This is a genomic window from Dysgonomonas sp. HDW5A (assembly GCF_011299555.1).
Taxonomy (GTDB): Bacteria; Bacteroidota; Bacteroidia; order Bacteroidales; family Dysgonomonadaceae; genus Dysgonomonas_A.
In genome coordinates, this window is sequence record NZ_CP049857.1 from 376,883 (window position 1) to 395,479 (window position 18,597).

10 protein-coding genes are annotated in these 18,597 nt (G+C 38.0%); 5 read left to right on the forward strand and 5 right to left on the reverse strand.

Going from position 1 to position 18,597, the window contains the following annotated elements; translation table 11 throughout:
- Nucleotides 1-195: 195 nt before the first annotated feature.
- The 5 genes from G7050_RS01485 (at nt 196) to G7050_RS01505 (ending at nt 8,957) form a co-directional block, all read left to right on the forward strand.
- Nucleotides 196-2,001: an HSP90 family protein gene (locus G7050_RS01485; protein ID WP_166110158.1), complete on the forward strand. Its 1,806-nt coding sequence runs from the start codon at nt 196-198 to the stop codon at nt 1,999-2,001.
- 4 nt (nt 2,002-2,005) lie between these two features.
- The gene (locus tag G7050_RS01490) at nt 2,006-2,623 is read left to right on the forward strand and encodes a DUF4253 domain-containing protein (protein WP_166110160.1); all 618 of its coding nucleotides are present in this window, start codon (nt 2,006-2,008) and stop codon (nt 2,621-2,623) included.
- An 82-nt stretch (nt 2,624-2,705) separates the two neighbouring features.
- Nucleotides 2,706-4,964, forward strand: coding sequence for a family 20 glycosylhydrolase (locus G7050_RS01495; RefSeq protein WP_166110163.1), 2,259 nt, complete (start codon nt 2,706-2,708; stop codon nt 4,962-4,964).
- Between the two features lie 281 nt (nt 4,965-5,245).
- Nucleotides 5,246-7,459 (forward strand): DUF4838 domain-containing protein, encoded by a 2,214-nt coding sequence (locus G7050_RS01500; protein ID WP_166110166.1) that lies wholly within the window; start codon nt 5,246-5,248, stop codon nt 7,457-7,459.
- 166 nt (nt 7,460-7,625) lie between these two features.
- A complete protein-coding gene (locus G7050_RS01505) occupies nt 7,626-8,957 on the forward strand; it encodes a glycoside hydrolase family 28 protein (RefSeq protein ID WP_166110169.1) in 1,332 nt (443 codons plus the stop codon).
- Between the two features lie 87 nt (nt 8,958-9,044).
- Here G7050_RS01505 and G7050_RS01510 read toward each other — a convergent pair whose 3' ends face one another.
- The 5 genes from G7050_RS01510 to G7050_RS01530 form a co-directional block, all read right to left on the reverse strand.
- Entirely contained in the window at nt 9,045-11,213 is a 2,169-nt protein-coding gene (locus G7050_RS01510) for a polysaccharide lyase family 8 super-sandwich domain-containing protein (RefSeq protein ID WP_166110172.1), read from the reverse strand.
- A 168-nt stretch (nt 11,214-11,381) separates the two neighbouring features.
- The gene (locus G7050_RS01515; protein ID WP_166110175.1) at nt 11,382-12,506 is read right to left on the reverse strand and encodes a glycoside hydrolase family 76 protein; all 1,125 of its coding nucleotides are present in this window, start codon (nt 12,504-12,506) and stop codon (nt 11,382-11,384) included.
- Between the two features lie 61 nt (nt 12,507-12,567).
- On the reverse strand, nt 12,568-13,713 hold the full coding sequence (locus G7050_RS01520) for a SusE domain-containing protein (protein WP_166110178.1): 1,146 nt from the start codon (nt 13,711-13,713) through the stop codon (nt 12,568-12,570).
- A 29-nt stretch (nt 13,714-13,742) separates the two neighbouring features.
- A complete protein-coding gene (locus tag G7050_RS01525) occupies nt 13,743-15,374 on the reverse strand; it encodes a RagB/SusD family nutrient uptake outer membrane protein (protein WP_166110181.1) in 1,632 nt (543 codons plus the stop codon).
- Between the two features lie 20 nt (nt 15,375-15,394).
- Nucleotides 15,395-18,538 (reverse strand): TonB-dependent receptor, encoded by a 3,144-nt coding sequence (locus G7050_RS01530; RefSeq protein WP_166110184.1) that lies wholly within the window; start codon nt 18,536-18,538, stop codon nt 15,395-15,397.
- Nucleotides 18,539-18,597 lie beyond the last annotated feature (59 nt).

The following is an 18,597-nucleotide window of genomic DNA, read 5'->3' on the forward strand; positions in this document are numbered from 1 at the left end:
CGCAAACCTTTTTATTTATCTTATAGATCGATAAAATATCGTGTATAACTTAATTAACATTTCGAATACATCTAAAATTGGGTACTGTTGAAAAACAGTATCCAATTATTGTTTAAATTTGCAATGTACGATTGTAATCTTTTAAGTCTTAATGAATCTCACTTTATCTGAATAGATTACAACAAAAAATAAATAATGGAAGAAAACAACGAAAATAAATACCTCTTTCAAGTGAATTTGAAAGGGATGATCGAATTATTGTCAGAACATATTTACAGTGCTCCAAACGTATTTGTAAGAGAACTTCTTCAAAATGGTATCGATGCAAATACAGCAAGGAGATCAATTGACGAGAATCATAAAGGCATTATAAACATTTACCTGAATAAGGTAAATGATACTCCACAACTTATATTCGAAGATAACGGAATCGGCTTAACGGAAGAAGAGGTACATCAATTTCTTTCTGTTATCGGGCAAAGCTCTAAGCGTGGCGATTTTAACGAAAAAGACTTTATCGGTAAATTTGGTATCGGTATGTTATCGTGCCTAGTCGTAAGTCACGAAATTGTAGTTGAAACCCGTTCGCTATTGAAAGACAAATCGGTATGCTGGAGAGGGAAAGCCGATGGTACATATACTGTCGAAACGATTGATAACATAGAGAATGCAGGAACAAGAGTCATACTATCACCAAAAAAAGAATGGCTTCCGTTATTCGAAAAAGAAGAACTGAAAAAGAATGTTCTTCAGTTCGGAAATGCGTTACCTATTACCATTAACTTCATCACCGACGAAGGCACAGAGGTACTGGTTGACAAAGATCCTGTATGGCTCAACAAAGAAAGCTCAAAAGAAGAACTGATGGAATATGGTCGGAAAACATTCAACATCAACTTTCTGGATGCTTTTTATCTGCACTCAGAAAAAGGAGAGATCGATGGTGTTGCTTACATTATGCCCTACAAAGTTCAGTTCTCGGGTGCAAAACAACATAAGATATACCTCAAGAGAATGTACCTGTGCGAACAAGCTAACAACTTGTTACCCGAATGGACGTCTTTCGTGAAATGTATAATCAATACAAATGACCTCCGCCCGACTGCATCACGAGAATCTCTGATGGATGACGATGTTATGAAAGAGGCTAAAAAAGAACTTAGCAACTGTTTCAAAGACTATTTGAAAGTATTGATGCTGAGTGATATCAAAAAGCTTAGTGAGATCATCAATATACACCATATCTTTATCAAAGCATTAGCGGTTGAAGATCGTGAACTACTGAAAATGTTTATAGACTACATTCCTTTCGAAACAAATAAAGGACACATGACATTTTTGTCTATTAAAACATATAATGATATTGTTTATTATACCCCTTCGTTAGACGATTTTCGTCAGATTCGCCGGATCGCCGGATCACAGGGTAAAACCGTTATTAATGCGGCTTATTCATTTGAGGTGGATTTGATTCAAAAGATAAAGATTGCTTTTCCTGACATCCGTCTCGAAAAAATCACACCGCAAGATATCCTCGATACGCTTTCGGATGTGGTTGTGTCGGATGACGAGCGCTATCAGCAATTTGAAACAAGGGCAAACGAGTTACTTAAAGGTCAGTATTGCAAAGCTCAACTGAAACAATTTGATCCGATTGACACGCCTGCCATATATGTAGCCAATGATGAAGCTATGAGCAATAAGAATATCCAGAATCTATCTAATTCAGGAAATCCTTTTGCAGCCACATTACACAATTTCATCAAGAAAGAGGACAATATGCCTACCCTGTGTTTCAACAAGGACAACGAGATTGTACAAAATCTGATTGCCATTGAAGACGAGACACTATTCAATTCCGTAGTACATATCATGTATGTACAAGCGTTGATGCTTGGCGGATATCCTGTAAATAAAAAAGAAATGACTGTATTTAACGATGCTCTATACCAATTATTGATAATGGGCATGAGTAATTTTATTGGTAAATTTGATTTGTAAACGTATGAAAAACAGTATCCGTCTAGCCGCATTACTTCTTTGCATTATTTGCCTTTCTTGTAAAAACTCCGAAAATGGAAAGTCGCAAGAATCTATTCAAGAGAAAATGAGTGCATACACTGGTTCTCCTGTATCCAATCAATTTCCGGATATAGATAATGATGAAAACGAAGCATCGTATTCGGGATTCTGTTCTCTCCTCAAAAACAAAGATGATGGTTATAAGTTTGTTTTAAAGGAGAAAGATCATTTCAAGGAAAAAGGCTATCAGTTGTTTTACTTCGATGATGATGACCACAAGTTCTATCTCGGAGCTATAAAGAGTAACGACGAAATGGATATTCTAAGATGGCGTGGAACCAACGGAATCAACTACGATCATACCAATCAAGATGTAATAAACAAACTCGAAGAATGGAGTAAAGAGAATCCGGTAAGGATTGTCGGAGTCTCTTTTGATTGGGTTTTGTTTAACTTCGAACGTCCAGTCAAAGATATAGAACAACTTGCTAAAGAAGTATATGATTTCTGCCCCGACGTTGTAGAGCAAGGTGTAGGAACGATGGATGAATTGAAACACTTCATCAAAAAAGAAAATGGAATATACCTTTGGTGGGATTAACTACTTTCGATATACATAAAGAGCTAATCGCCGACAATACCAATACCTTACAACCTGATAAACTAAAATAAAACCTGATCTTATGACTAGTACCAATCGTTTAACCTGTATTCTGATACTCTTTCTGAGCCTTTTCTCTTTTGTGGGAAATGCTCAGACTATGAATAATCCTATTCAGATAATCCCTCAACCCAATAGTATAGAATTGGGCAAAGGAGAGTTTAAATGGAATAAGAAAACTAAAATTATTATTACCAACGATAACGAGGAATTAAAAGCAACTGCCGATTATCTGGCTGATGTTCTTTCCAATATCACTAAATCTCCCGTTAAAGTCACAAAAGGGAAACCGAAAGCCAAGAATGCACTCATCTTGCATTTGGGCAAAGGGCAAGGAGAGGAATCTTATGAATTGAATATAGATAAAGACCGTATTATCATTGAAGGCCTTAAACCTGCCGGAATATTCTACGGAATACAAAGTTTACTTCAGATGATTCCTGTAGAAGGAGGTAAATTTTCTCTTCAATCGGTTCAGATTAAAGATAACCCTCGATTCTCGTACCGGGGAATGCACTTGGATGTATCACGACATTTTTATACAAAAGAAGAGGTCAAAAAATTTATTGATCTAATCGCCATGTATAAGTTTAACCGCTTTCACTGGCATCTGACCGATGCGGCGGGATGGCGTTTAGAAATAAAACAATATCCTCTTTTGACACAAAAAACCGCATTCAGAGCCGAGGCCAACTACAATGACTTTTGGGGTGGCGAAAGAAAGTATGCCGATGAAGGTGCAGATAATGCTCATGGCGGATACTATACTCAGGACGATGCCAGAGAGATAGTTGCTTATGCGGCTTCTAAATATATTACGGTAATACCGGAAATAGAAATGCCGGGACATTCGGAAGAGGTATTCGTAGCCTATCCGAATCTTTCATGCTCGGGTAAACCTTATGTTGACAGTGATTTCTGTGCGGGGAACGATGATTCTTTTACCTTCCTGAATAATGTACTCGATGAAGTTATAGACATATTCCCGTCTCAGTATATCCATATCGGAGGAGATGAGGCTGGAAAAAAGTCATGGAAAAAATGTCCTAAATGTCAACAACGCATTGTGGATGAAAACCTGAAAGATGTAGATGAATTGCAAAGCTATTTTATCAAACGCATATCGAAACACCTTACATCCAGAAACAGAAACCTCATCGGATGGGACGAAATTATTGATGGCGGTCTGGCTTCTGATGCCACCGTAATGGTATGGAGAGGCAAAGAAAAGGGAGAAGTTGCCGCACGTCATGGCAACCATGTAATAATGACTCCGGGTAGCCACTGTTATTTCGACAGTTATCAGGCTGATCCGACTACTGAACCCAAAACCATCGGAGGATATCTGCCTTTGCAGAAAGTATATTCGTTTGAAGTGACTCCTGCCAATGACTCTCTCGCACCGTTTTATCTGGGTGGACAGGGAAATATATGGACAGAGTATATGACCGATTTTAAACGTGTTGAATATATGGCATTTCCACGGGCTATTGCCTTGGCCGAAACTTTATGGTCGAGCAAAGAAAGCAGAAACTGGAGTGACTTTAAAGCACGTATGGCAAATCAGTATCCCAGATTAGAGTTGTTGGATGTGAATTATCACAGACCTTCGTTTGAGATAGAGATGACAGAAAAAGTAGATACTGCAAATAAACTTGTGGAAGTGAAATTCGAGTCCGAATTAAATAATCCTGTCATTCGATATACACTCGATGGAACAGAGCCGACCAATGAGTCAGCTATTTACACAAGCCCTTTTACTATTGATCGGATAGCCCATATCAACGCTGCTGTTTTTGTAGATGACCAAATTCAGAAACCTATTTTAAAAAGAAAATCGGGATATCATCGGGCAGTGGGTAAAAAAGTGACCTATAATACCAAATGGCAATCGTATCCCGCAGGAGGAGAAACAGCTCTTACGGATGGTTACAGTGGTAGTTTGACTTATGGTGATGGACGTTGGCAAGGTTTCACATCGAATATGGATGTAGTTATAGACATGGGCAGTATAGTACAGCTAAACTCGCTAAGTGCCAACTTTATGCAACTTACAGGCCCCGGAGTATATATTCCCAAATACGTGGAAGTTTCTCTTTCGAATGACGGTGTAAATTTTGAGAAAGCTTTTAGAGTAGAAAGCACTGTTCCCAAAGAATATGACCGTTTAATCTTCCAGGATTTTGTAGGAGGACTAGAGAATAAGCAGGCACGTTATATCAAAGTCTTTGCTAAAAATAACGGAGGCTTTTTATTCGTTGACGAATTGGTTGTTAATTAAAATCTCAAAATAAATTAATCAACAGGCTTTTCGTTTTATCTATCTATTATAGGCATAAGGAGTTATGCTAAAAGTAACAGGATAGAAAAAAGAAAAGCCTCAAAAAGTGTCACTTTTGTAACCTTTGTAACCTTTTTAGACATACACATCTAATAATCAAACAATTGTCAAACACTCAAAAGTTACACACAGTAGTCACCTTTGTAACCTTAGTGATTACCTTTTGTTGCCAATGTTACCTTTCGTAGAATTGGATAGACCAAATCCTTAATACCATGAACATGAAAAATAAAATATTCTTATTTCTATTATTCTTTATACCTTTTACTATTTCGGCACAACTGTCAATAGTAAAAGATGGTAAATCGCAAATACGGATTATTGTTGATAAAAAAGACAGTACCGATATGAAAGCAGCCAATCTGATACAGGATTTTGTAAAAAGAATATCGGGTGCAGAAATAGCTATACTGGGAAGTGATTCGAAAATAAAAAAGGGAGATATCCTTATAGGAGATTTTCAGCTACCGATCAAAAACCTCGATCCATCGCAGATAAAAGAAGATGGTTTCCTCCTTTCGACACAAGACGGATATGTACGTATTGTCGGTGGAAAAGGAAACGGTACAATCTATGGAGCTGTCACATTATTGGAGGATTATTTAGGTGTTCGGTACTATGCCGAAAACCTGCCTAAGTATACTCCTTCTAAAAATATGGTACTGCCCGACACAATCCATAAGATTGACAACCCCTCTTTTCGTTACCGTCAAACCCAAGCATATAGTATAAAAGACCCGATCTATAAATTATGGCATCGTTTGGAAGAACCTAAAGAAGTCTTTGCGGGTAATCTTTGGGTACATACTTTCAATAGTATCCTTCCCGCTGCGAAATATGGTAAATCGAATCCCGAATATTACGCTTTTATCAATGGTGAACGCCGTCCCGGAACAGCTAGTCAATGGTGTTTGACCAATCCCGATGTATTGGAAAAAGTGGTGATTCAGATAGATTCTATTTTCAAGACTAATCCCGATAAGAAAATTATTTCCGTAAGTCAAAACGATAGTCAGAATCATTGTCAATGCGATAACTGCAAAGCAATAGACGAAAGAGAGGGCAGCCCTTCGGGAACTCTGGTTTACTTCTTGAATAAGTTAGCGGAACGTTTCCCTGATAAAGAATTTTCGACATTGGCTTACCTGTATTCGGTTGCTCCACCGAAGTATATCAAGCCGTTGCCCAATGTAAATATTATGCTTTGCGATATCGATTGCTACCGGGAGGTTACTTTACCCGAAAATACATCAGGACAAACATTTGTGAGAGACATGGAGGGATGGTCTAAAGTCTCGGATAATATATTTGTATGGGATTACGGTATCAACTTCGACAACTATGTTTCGCCGTTTCCTAATTTCCATATCCTGCAACCCAATATGCAACTCTTCAAGAAGAATAATGCGACCATGCACTTTTCTCAAATAGGAGGTGTAAAAGGAACCGACTTTTCGGAATTACGTTCGTATCTGGTTGCTAAACTTTTGTGGAACACGGAGGCTGACACAGAGGCTATAATCAAATCTTTTCTGAACGATTATTACGGAGAAGCTGCTGCTCCGTATTTATATCAGTATTTGAAATTACGTGAGGGTGCATTGATAGGTAGTAACAAACCTCTTTGGATATATGATACTCCCATCACTCACAAAAACGGGATGCTGAATGCCCCCATGATGAAAAGGTATAAACAACTTTTTGATGCTGCAGAAAAAGCTGTTGACAATAATCCGGAATATTTGAATCGAGTAAAAGAGGCTCGCTTACCTATTCAGTATGCAGAACTAGAGATAGCACGTACAACACCTATTGATAATGTAAATGAACTTAAAAGCAAACTGAACGCATTCAGAAATACAGCTAAGGAGTTGAATGTGATATACCTCAACGAACGTAATAATACAATCGTAGATTATTGCACTTTGTACGAACAACGCAACTTACCAAGAGAACGAAAGAGTCTGGCACACAATGCGAAAATAACATACATAACTCCCCCATCCTCTCCTTACGATAAAATCGGAGATACTGCCTTAACCGACGGTTTGTATGGCGGTGCCACTTTCAACGAAAGCTGGGTAGGATGGATTGATAAAGATGCCGAATTTGTAATTGACCTTGGACAAGTAAAAGAAATAGAAACCGTAGAGTTCGATTTTCTACATCAATTAGGTGCATGGATCTTGTTGCCTAAAAGCGTTACTTGTAAAACCTCGGTTGATAACGAGAACTTTGTATTGATGGGACACAAAGACATTCCCGAAGATCGCAACACGGAAGTGAAATATGTAAATATCCCTATCCAATCAGATAAAAAGATACAGGCTCGCTATATCAAAGTAAAGATAGAATCAATCGGACTTTGCCCGCCATGGCATTACGGAGTTGGTTTTCCTGCATGGTTCTTCTTAGATGAAGTATCTGTATATTAAACCATCAAAATCGGGATGCTTAGCTAATAGGTATCCCGATTTTGATTTAAGAGGATAGCAGAAACAATATACAATTGATCATTTTCAGTAGTCTTTTTCGCAACACGAACAGTCGCACTACAAAAGTTAATTGATATGTTTGTAATCTTAAAATCTTCAACTTACTATGAAAAGAAACAATCTGATATTATTAGCATTCATATTTTCGCTTATCTTTCAAACGAATGCAATTGCACAGAAACAAGATTTATTTCCCGATGGGACACCTGTTCCCGATTGGTTTCGACAAGTGCAGGAGACAAATATAAAGACATTGGGTAAAAGCTTTGTGATTACCGATTTTGGTGTGCTTAACGATAGTACCATTGTACAAACCGAAAAGATACAAGCAGTTATCGATAAGGCGTCACAATCGGGAGGAGGAGTACTGGTTATTCCCAAGGGAACTTTCCTGAGTGGCTCTCTGTTTTTCAAGCCCAACACACATCTTCATCTCGAAGAGGGGGCAACACTCAAAGGGAGCGATGATATCAGCAACTTTGCAATTGTCAATACTCGCATGGAAGGGCAAACATTAAAGTATTTTGCCGCCCTTGTTAATGCCGACAAAGTGGACGGATTCACAATATCGGGCAAAGGGACAATCAATGGAAATGGTTTGCGTTACTGGCAATCTTTCTGGCTACGCAGAGAGGTGAATCCGAAGTGTACAAATATGGATGAGTTGCGTCCCCGTTTAGTTTATATATCCAACAGCAAGGATGTACAGCTTTCGGGAGTAAGATTGATAAACTCGCCTTTCTGGACTACACATATCTACAAATGTGAGAATGTAAAGCTCTTGAATCTTTATATATATTCTCCTTCCGAACCGGTGAAAGCTCCCAGTTCTGATGCTGTTGATCTGGATGTATGCATCAATGTACTTATCAAAAACTGCTACATGTCGGTCAATGACGATGCAGTGTCGTTGAAAGGCGGAAAAGGCCCTCTTGCCGATAAAGACGAAAATAATGGAAGTAACCGAAACATTATTATTGAAGACTGCGTTTACGGTTTTTGTCATGGTGCTCTAACTTTGGGTAGTGAATCGATTCACAACCGTAATATCATACTCAGGCGAACCCGTGTAGATAATGCAAAGCGTTTGCTATGGCTAAAAATGCGTCCTGACACTCCTCAAAATTATGAGTACATTCTAGTTGAAGACATTACAGGAAATGCTTCTAACTTTTTATTTATACAACCGTGGACACAGTTTTTTGATCTGAAAGGACAAACCGAGATACCTCTCTCTTATTCGAGCCATGTAACCATGCGTAATATCAATTTTAAGTGTAATACTCTTTTTAATGTAAGCAATTCGGATCAATACAGATTATCCGATTTTACATTTGAGAACCTGAACATCGAAGCTCAGAAAGCAACTATTCATACCGATTATATAAAGAACTTCGTTCTAAAGAATTTAGTCATCAACGGTGAAAAGAAATATTGATCTGCTCATAAAGCAAAACCGCCGCAATATCAGCGGCGGTTTTATCCATTTTTGAAAGCTTTAAGGTCTGTGACCTTATTTTATCTATTACAAAGAAACGTCTAAGCTAAGCGAAGTACCACGTTTCTCACCCTTGGGTAAATTAAGGTTGTATTTTTTCTTATTTATTTCCAGCTTAACTGTTTCCAGTTGCTGGGTAGGATCGGCAAAAGTAATTTTTAATTTCTTTCCATCCTGTTTTATAAGGAAAAGCCCTGTTTCGTTACTTTTCAAATGAATGTCTTTTGAAATTTGTATATCAGCAGGAATATAAGATGCTACCAATGCCATATTCTCTTTTGACAGCCATACGGCTTGGATATCTTTTGTATTACTAAGTATTTGGATATCTTCGACATTAAACGTCTTTACTTCCTCCTGAGATTTTGCAGGCAGAATAAAGTATTTATAAGTACTACTTTCGGGATCTTTACCATGATCGATCCATAAAGAGACCACCTCTTTATTTTCAATCATATCTTTAGGATACATACTCATAACATCGTTCCATTTACCGGTTCGGGATTCCAAAATGGCTTTTCCTTTTTGTGGTTCGAGAATAATATATCCTTTGTTCCCACTAAAGAAACGAACCTCATTTTGGGGAGTAAATTCGACAAGATTTGTTTTATCCCAAGCATTATTCCTGAGTTGAAACAAGTCTCCTTTTTTAACTTGCTGTTCTATTGATGTAGTGACTACACATCCGCTATCGGCAGAGATTGCTGCACCTAAACAAAGAACATAATCATCTGTAAATATCCATGCTTTGCGTGCTGTGATGCCATCCCTGTAAAAATCCATTGCAGTTATCCCAAAGTGTCCGTTGTTGACATTGCCTACAAAATTACTGCTATTGTGATAGCCTCCCCATGAGAGTTCTTTTAATGGTGTATCAGTTTCATAGCTGGTAATTCCGGGTAGTTTCCGCCAATCCCAACAGGGATAGATATTCGAATATTCATCCCCATCAACATATGTATAGGTGGCTCCATCTGCCAGATAATAACCTTTCAGGTTATCTCCGTTTCCTGCCTCAGCTCCTATAACTCTATCGGATGACATTTTAACGGAAGCCATCCACAAAGGACGACGTTGTACTGTCATATCGGACATCCAGAAATGATATAATCCTGTTAAAGAGGTCGGCTGTCCTCTGTTCTCAAAATTATCTTTTATCAAGTCATTGTATTTATTCGCATTCACTTTATCAACCTCCGAAAGCATAAGGGCGGAAAATCCGACACTAAATGCTTTATGAATTTGTGCCATCCTGAAGAACTGCCTTCCTAAGGCGTTTACATCCATATAACCATTCCAAAGAATACGTCGGTATCCATTATTGATCAATCCACTTAAGATGTCCAGTTGTGACTGATCGAATCCAATAGCAGTTCCCGAAAACATCTGAGCCCAAAAACTCATACTCGAAATATAAGCAGCTCCATAATTTCCAAACTGCTGTTGTGCTCCATGCTGATGAAAGCTGTTATCGTATTTGATCCCTTCCTGATCGCCTATCTTAATCTCGGAAACAATAGTATCTCTGGCAGATGTAACGAGGTTCAAATCGTTTTCCAGAAGTCCTCTCACCAGAACATTTCCGGCAAGCCAAACTTTATTCTGACCTGTCAGACCAAACTTGGCATTCTTCATTATGCCCAAAGCTCCTTCTTTTTCTTGTGGTGTTAGTTTAGATTCAAACAGAATCAAAGCTCCTCCCAGTGTTTTAGGAATTCCGATTTGATTGTGCCACCAATTGAGACTTACCAGTTTTCTGTCAATCCAATATTCGAGCGATTTATGAATGGCTGCCTCAACGTCTTTAGATTCAAAGTATCCCGAAGAAGGAAGCCTGTATGCTTTAGTCAAAATAAGAATACGCTCAACGTGGGTCTTTGGTGACCACCCCGAACGGTTCTGATTATTATAGTCGACATCTTTCCACGAACCATCGGTTTGAAGACTTTCCAACAATCCGGCAACATCACTCGATGTGATATGGTAGCGATCCATGAGTTCAACTACCATTTGATCCGATACTGCCAATTCTTTGGGAAATGCTATGAGTCGGGCTACCAACTCCTGCTCTTTTTCGTTTTCTGACAACAAGAGGCGAATGTAGTTTTGCTTAATTGTATCAATCTCATCGGCATGAGTATAGAAAGATACGGAGACAAGCAAAGACAAAAAAATAATAGATAAGGTCTTTTTCACAATAGTATTATATTAAAAGTTAAGGATAGCTTGCTGAAACTCTCTATTGCGAAAATATAAAAATAAGATTACATAGTTGCTTATTTCTCATCTATATATCATAAAAAAGAAAGTCCGACTAATGCCGGACTCTCTTTAAATCTGAAATCTAATTTTCACTGAAGCCTCTTATTTCGATTTCTCGAATAAAGCTTTAGCCTCTATCATCATACAAGCACTGGCTTGCGATGTTAATTGGGTAGCACCTACAGGAGGATTATTCCATGAAGTACCAAACAAAAGATTCTCTTTATAACAACCCTTTCTCCATAATACATCTGCGTTATTATTAAAGAATGTAACATACTTATTCTTGAATGACGGATCAACACCATCGGTCAGAATAAGCTGCAAGAAATAACGCATAAATATACCTTTGAAGAGACCATTATCGCCATTGCCCTCATCTCTGAGGATATTATTACTTGTATCGATTAGCTTTATAATCGTAAAATTGGCGGCTTTCTGTGCATCATTTATATAAACAATATTGCCTGTTATTTTGTATAACTCTACGGCTGCACCAATAAATGTTCCCTGATTATATGTCAACGAAAAATCGGCAATCACTCCCGTATCTCCATTTATATTATCATACACAGCTCCTGTAGATTGGTTATACAAAGTATTCTTTTCCCAATCGTATATATCCAGTGCCCATTGTTTATATGCCTCTTCTTTGGTCAGTTGATATAATCTGGCGGCAATAATAGCTGCAGGTCCGTTCGAGCAAGCATTTTTGCTATACAATTGATATTTTACCCAAGCAATACCTCCTCCTGCTTTATCGTTCCAACCGGTTTCAATATCAGCCCATAGTTGTTTGACTGTAGTCAGATATTTTTCATCTTTGGTAATATCATATAAACGCAGCATGGTAAGTGCATTCCACTCCATATCATCATAAAAATCATTGTAGTATGTATTACCGTTTTTGACTTTTACGCCTGCATACCATTGGTCAAAATACGCCTTATATTTGGCATCATTTGTTCGTACGTATGCATCGATAATAACATCCATTGCATGTGCATTGGGCCAGTAATGAAAATCGAGCAACGAGCCATCACTTCCATAATTAAAGTAATGATCTGTAGGATTCCAGAACTGATCAATCAGTGCCATACTGCTACTATCTGCTGCTGCATTCCAGTCGATAGTATACGAATTCTGATCATATCCATATACATCTTTGGGATCATCGCATGATTGCAACAAAAGTAGTATTAAGGGAAATAAAATTAGTTTTTTCATATCTTAAGGTATTATCGAAACAAAGGGCGGGCAATTGTCAGCCCTTTGCTCCAGTATAATTTTATAAATTAGAAACCTTTTTCACTGTATGAGTGTATTCTTTATCACCTTGTAAGAACATAGAAATACTCACTACGGCTTTATCCATCTCACTTGTAAATTTCCACTTATCATTCCATTGATCCAGAGAAACTATTTTAACATAGAAATAAGACTCGGGACTTGTTGATGTCGGTGGCTCATCAGTTCCGTTTTTAGTACCCCACTGTTGAGTTACATTAACTCCCGAAGCATTAACGGTTTCCATTTGGAATTTGTAACGTTGATCTCTACCCCATCCTTCTTGTTTAAAGGTCACATTACCTTGTCCGGTAAAGATTCCTTTTCCTACATAATCAAGATTGAACAATACTACATTGGTAGGACAGAAAAACAGACCTATACTTTTTATCTCGGTAAATGTACCTGTTCCTGTATTATAGTCGATATTGATGCGATAAACACCTGTTTTATTTGCTGTTGTGCTTCCGTTCTCAACTAATTTAGTACCATCGACATAGAACGTACGCGGTGTTCCATCTTTACGATCAACAAACTGATATGTTTTACCTGCTGTTAATTTTGTATAGATCTCGAACTCTCCGATAGCAGTCAGTTTTAATGGAATAGCCTCAGATAAGTTTGTTCCGGCTTCCGAAGCTTCACCTGTAATAAATACTTCATCAGGAATCTCTGTAAATCCAGCTAAACGCGTAATCACCAATTTGCGTGACTCTTTTGCTTTTGCTTCATTCAAACCACGTGAAGAAATAACAGTCCAGATAACTGTACCAGTTTCTTGTGCTTCTATTCCAGCTAATCCGGCTATTTTGTTCAAGTCTTTATGCAGTATAGTTGCATGACCCGAAAATCCACTGTTATCGGATACTACCTTATAAATAGGACTCGAAAAATCTCCACCTTCTTTGTCAAAGACTACTTCATATAATGGTGATCCGCTATCTTCGGCTTTGGATGCTTCCCACTCAAAAAATAAAGATGCAGTTGCCGAACTTAGTAATTTTACGGCTCTCCCATCGGTTGGTTCATACAGCTTATTTACAGGAGTTATATTGGCATCCGAATAATTCATATCATCACTTTTACAAGATGATACAAGGAAAATAATTGATAATAATAGTATTGTATTATTTAATATCGTTTTCATAATTGTTCTTGTTTTGGTTAAAGGTCTGATTAGTTGGCATAGCCGGGATTGTTGGGTTTCAGATTCGGATTTAAGTCGATCTGAGAAAGAGGAACCGCCCACAGATAATCTCTACTTTCTACAAATTGCCTGTTATCAAGACGAATATTCTCGGTATTATTACTTGCAAATTTTGCACCGAACACATATCCGTTAAGGTATTTAGTTCCTGCTTTCCAACGTTTGATATCATAATATCTTAAACCTTCGAGAGCCAGCTCCGACCTGCGTTCGTTCCTTACAATTTCACGCAAAGCATCGGTTGATGCAGCCGATGGATAATCTAAAGCTGCAGAATCTGTAAATCCGGCACGTTTACGAATCAGTTTTATTGTATTATCCCAAACAGCAGAAGTTAATGCTCCCTGTTCAAGTTTTGCTTCGGCATACATGAGTAATACATCTGCATAACGGAACATGATGATGTTTAACGCCGACTTCAAATCAGCCTCGGCCTTAGGATCAAAATACTTCTTCACATAATATCCGGTAGAAGTTGTATTGGCACTCGAACTAACATACATATCAACTTTATTATCGTTACTTCCGGGTTTTATGTAAATTGTTCGCTTTGTACCGTCTGTATTAGTCCACTGGAAACCATGATATACAACCGTAGCACTCAATCGAGGGTCGCGGTTCACATACGGATTGTTTGCATTATAATCGGGATCTTCTGTGATTTTTTTGCCATTAAGAGTTATGTAATTATCAACCAGTGATTGTGTCGGTGCTTTGGCGTTTAACCTTGCTCCGGCTGACAAAGGAGCCATATCATACATTTCTTGCCATGTTTTTACCGAAGGGACATAAGCATAGTCAAGGATGACTTCGGTATTATACTCATTATCTTGAAGAAACATATCCGGGTAACTTGAAAATAAGCCGTAAGTTCCATACTCTCCTTGCACACTGATTAGCTTGTTGCAATATTCTTCGACTTTTGCCCAATCACTATCGTATAAGTAGGCTCTAGCTTGTAAAGCACATGCTGCACCTTTGGTTATACGGCCATTGTCGTCTTTTGATAGATTATCTCTTTTAGGCAAAAGAGGCATTATTTCATCCAATTCTTTATGAATAAATTCGATTACCTGCGCACGAGGAGTTCGACTGATGGTTCTTGATTCTGCAATGGTCAAATCTTTGGTAAAGAAAGGAACGTCACCATAGAAATTGGTCATACGGAAAAACAGATATGCACGGATAAAGCGAATTTCGGCTTTACGCTTTTCTTTCAACGAAGCATCCATATCGGGTACTCTTTCCACATTATCAAGATAAGCATGACATGTTTTGATTCCTTCATACGCCCATTTCCATTCATCGGCAAAACGTCCTAAAGAGGGATCGGCTAGACCATTACGAATCACACGTTCGGCAGTATTAGATCGTCCGTCAAACATATTATCACTTAACGATTCGTCCTGCCACATTTTTTCGGATTTATACATCTGGCTATATGCCATATTTACCACCAACTCCGAATTGTCTGTCGACAGCCAGAAGGTTTCATCGGTAAATCTATCGGTGGGCACCTGATCAAGATCATTGCAAGCTGACAGGCTAAATAGTCCTATACAACAAGCAATTAATATATTTTTTAGATTTATCTTTTTCATATAAGTTAGCTTATTATCGTTTAAAATTCGACGTTAAGTCCAAAACCATAATACTTAAGTAAAGGATAGTTTCGTGCACTATTAGCTGATCCGGACATATTAGAGTCATATTCCGAAGATTCGGGGTCGATGAATGAGTTCTTGCTTAAAGTCAATAAGTTTTGAGCATTGATAAATGCACGCACTCTATTGATTCCCATTTTTCCTGTGATATTCTTAGGAATAGTATAGCCTATCTGAATATTTTTAAGTCGAATGTATTTTCCATCCAATAGATTCAGGTCTGAACCCATTCCGTAGTTATTCTTTGTTGATGCCGAACCTGTAGCTGTTAGTCTTGGCCATGTAGGATTGGTATTTGTAGGAGTCCAGAAATCAAGTTGATGCTTGTATATCACATAAGAATAGTTGGAATGGAAAGGCTCCAGTAATTCACCACGAATCATCATATCTCTTTTGCCCACTCCTTCAATCAACATATTGAAATCGAATCCATGATAAGAAACATCATAAGTGACTCCAAATGTATAACGGGGAAACGCATTTCCTAGAACAAAACGGTCTTTTGCATCAATCACTCCATCGTCGTTTCGATCTACAAATTTCAGATCACCGGGCTTAAGATCCGAAGGACTTATTCCTACAGGAAGGGCTGATGCTTCTATCTCGGCAGCACTTTGAAAGAATCCGTCTGTCTTATATCCATAATATGAATTGAAAGGAAGACCAACTCTCAGAATCCTGCTAATCTCATCATTTGTTGAAATTTGCTCATATCCTTCGAACTTTAGAACTTCGTTTTTAGAATCACCAACAGTCAAACCGAAGTTGTGATTAAAATCACCTGTTTTCAAACGGTAATTCAGCGTAACTTCCCAACCTTCGTTTTTCATCTCTCCTGCATTGTAGTTCTTTAAACCTCCTCCAAAAACAGAAGGTATAACAGGAGTAATTAATATATCGGTAGTTTTCTTGTGGAAATAATCAAACGTAGCAGTTAGAGAGTTATTTAGGAAAGTAGCATCAAATCCAATATTGAAACTGGCTGATTTTTCCCATCTCAAATCGGGATTCCCAAAAGTAAATCCGGCACCTGATACTGCGTTATTATTGAATCCATAAATATTAGTATGCGGCTCGTATACCGTAAGATATTGGTATGGATCAATCGACTGATTTCCCAAAATTCCGTATGAGCTACGCAATTTTAAATCACCTACATTTTCCCTATATTTTCCCATAAACGATTCCTCAGATATTCTCCATCCGACTGAACCTGAAGGGAAAAATCCCCAACGATTTTCTTTGGCGAAAATAGAAGAACCATCGCTACGAAAGCTGAATTCGGCATAATACTTATCTTGGAAAGCGTAATTAACACGACCTAATATAGAGTTTATGCTTGTTTTCCGAGTTCTTTGCAAAGATACAACGCTACCATCTTCAACAATCTCGGTACCTGTAGTAGGAGTACCCAAAATAGGGTCGGTATACTTCATCTTTATCTCGTTTTGAGTACGAGTGTAGGACTCATTGGTCGCACCAAAAACTCCTGTAATATGGTGTTGTCCGAATGTACGATCGAAATCCAGTAATATCTGAGAATTTAATAAATATGTTTTTTCATTAAAATCTTCGGTATTTCGTTCTGCATTTACAAATACACGTGGCTTTATATCGTCTGCATTGCTGTACAGAGGCACTTGTATTCTTCGGGTAAACCTATGATCTGAAAAAATATCAGCACCAAATACTCCTCGAAGTTTAAGTCCTTCCATGAGTTTCAGGTCTGCCCCCAAATTGACATTGAAATAATCATTGTCGTTTTGGATATATCCACCTTGTTCAAGTTCTGCCAAAGGGTTTTGATCTGTCAATATATCATTTACCAGATACTTTCCATTAGAAGCCTGCATCTTAGTGGTATAATACGGAGGCACACGAGAAGCATTTATAATAGCATTGCTGGCTGTTGTAGCTTTAGAGTTGGTTCTTGTATAAGCAAGAATAGAGGTTATCTTAAGCCTTTGGAACTCTGTAACTATATTGGAACGTAAGTTATAGCGTCTTATACCAAAATCGGGACCGACGAAGTTGCTTTCCTGATCGTAAAATCCTCCTGAAAATAAATACGTGGTATTGGCACTACCTCCCGAAACACTTACATTGTAATTTTGTTGCAATGCTGTTCTTAGGATTCTGTCCAAATTCCATTCTTCCTCACCTTGATGAGCAGCCAGATCACGAATCTGATCGGGAGTGTATTGAGGATTAGCTCCAATATTAGTTAAGGCTAAATTTTTAAGTGTTGCATTTTGATAACCTGCAACCGGAGAAAACAAAACTTTAGGATCTTGTAACCCGATCATTCCATCGAGACGCACTACGGGAGGAGCGTTCTTCTTCCCTCTTTTGGTTGTTACCAAAAGGACTCCATTTGCCGAACGAGATCCGTAAATTGCTGCTGTTCCTGCATCTTTCAATACCGAAATACTCTCGATATCGGCAGGATTTAATTTATTTAAACTCGAATTATCAGAAACTAAACCATCAATTACAATCAAAGGACTATTGTTATTCATAGTAGATATACCACGAATATTAATATTTAACTGATTGTCATTCGGATTCATGCTTCGTTGCTGAATACTCAAACTACCTGATGCTCCTTGAAGAGCCTGTGTAAGATTCGATACAGGACGGTCTTCAATAAAGCTTGCACCTACCTGGTCTACGGCACCTACAACACTTCGTCGGGTAGTGGTTCCATATCCGATAACGATTACGTCATCAAGTACTTTCGAATTTTCTTTTAATACAATTGCCAGAGATGTTCTGTTATTCACAGCTATTTCTTCTGTTGTAAAACCAATATATGATATTTGCAATATATCATTGCTATTACACGATATAGAAAAGCGACCATCTATATCGGTTACTGTTCCATTACTAGCGTCGTTTTTCACGACCACACTTACTCCAATCAATGGTTCTCCATTATTATCTTTAACTGTTCCTGTAACAGTTATCTTTTTAGATGAAGGATCCTGCTGAGATGTATTCAAGGTACCAGTTTGCTCTGCACGTAACGTACAGGGAGTTCCCAAGAAAAGGGAAGACATAATCAAACTAGCCAAAGTTACTTTGTACTTTTTCCTAATCATATCATAACTCTTTAATGTTTATTTCTATAGGTTAACCGATTTATTGCTGTTATATGAAA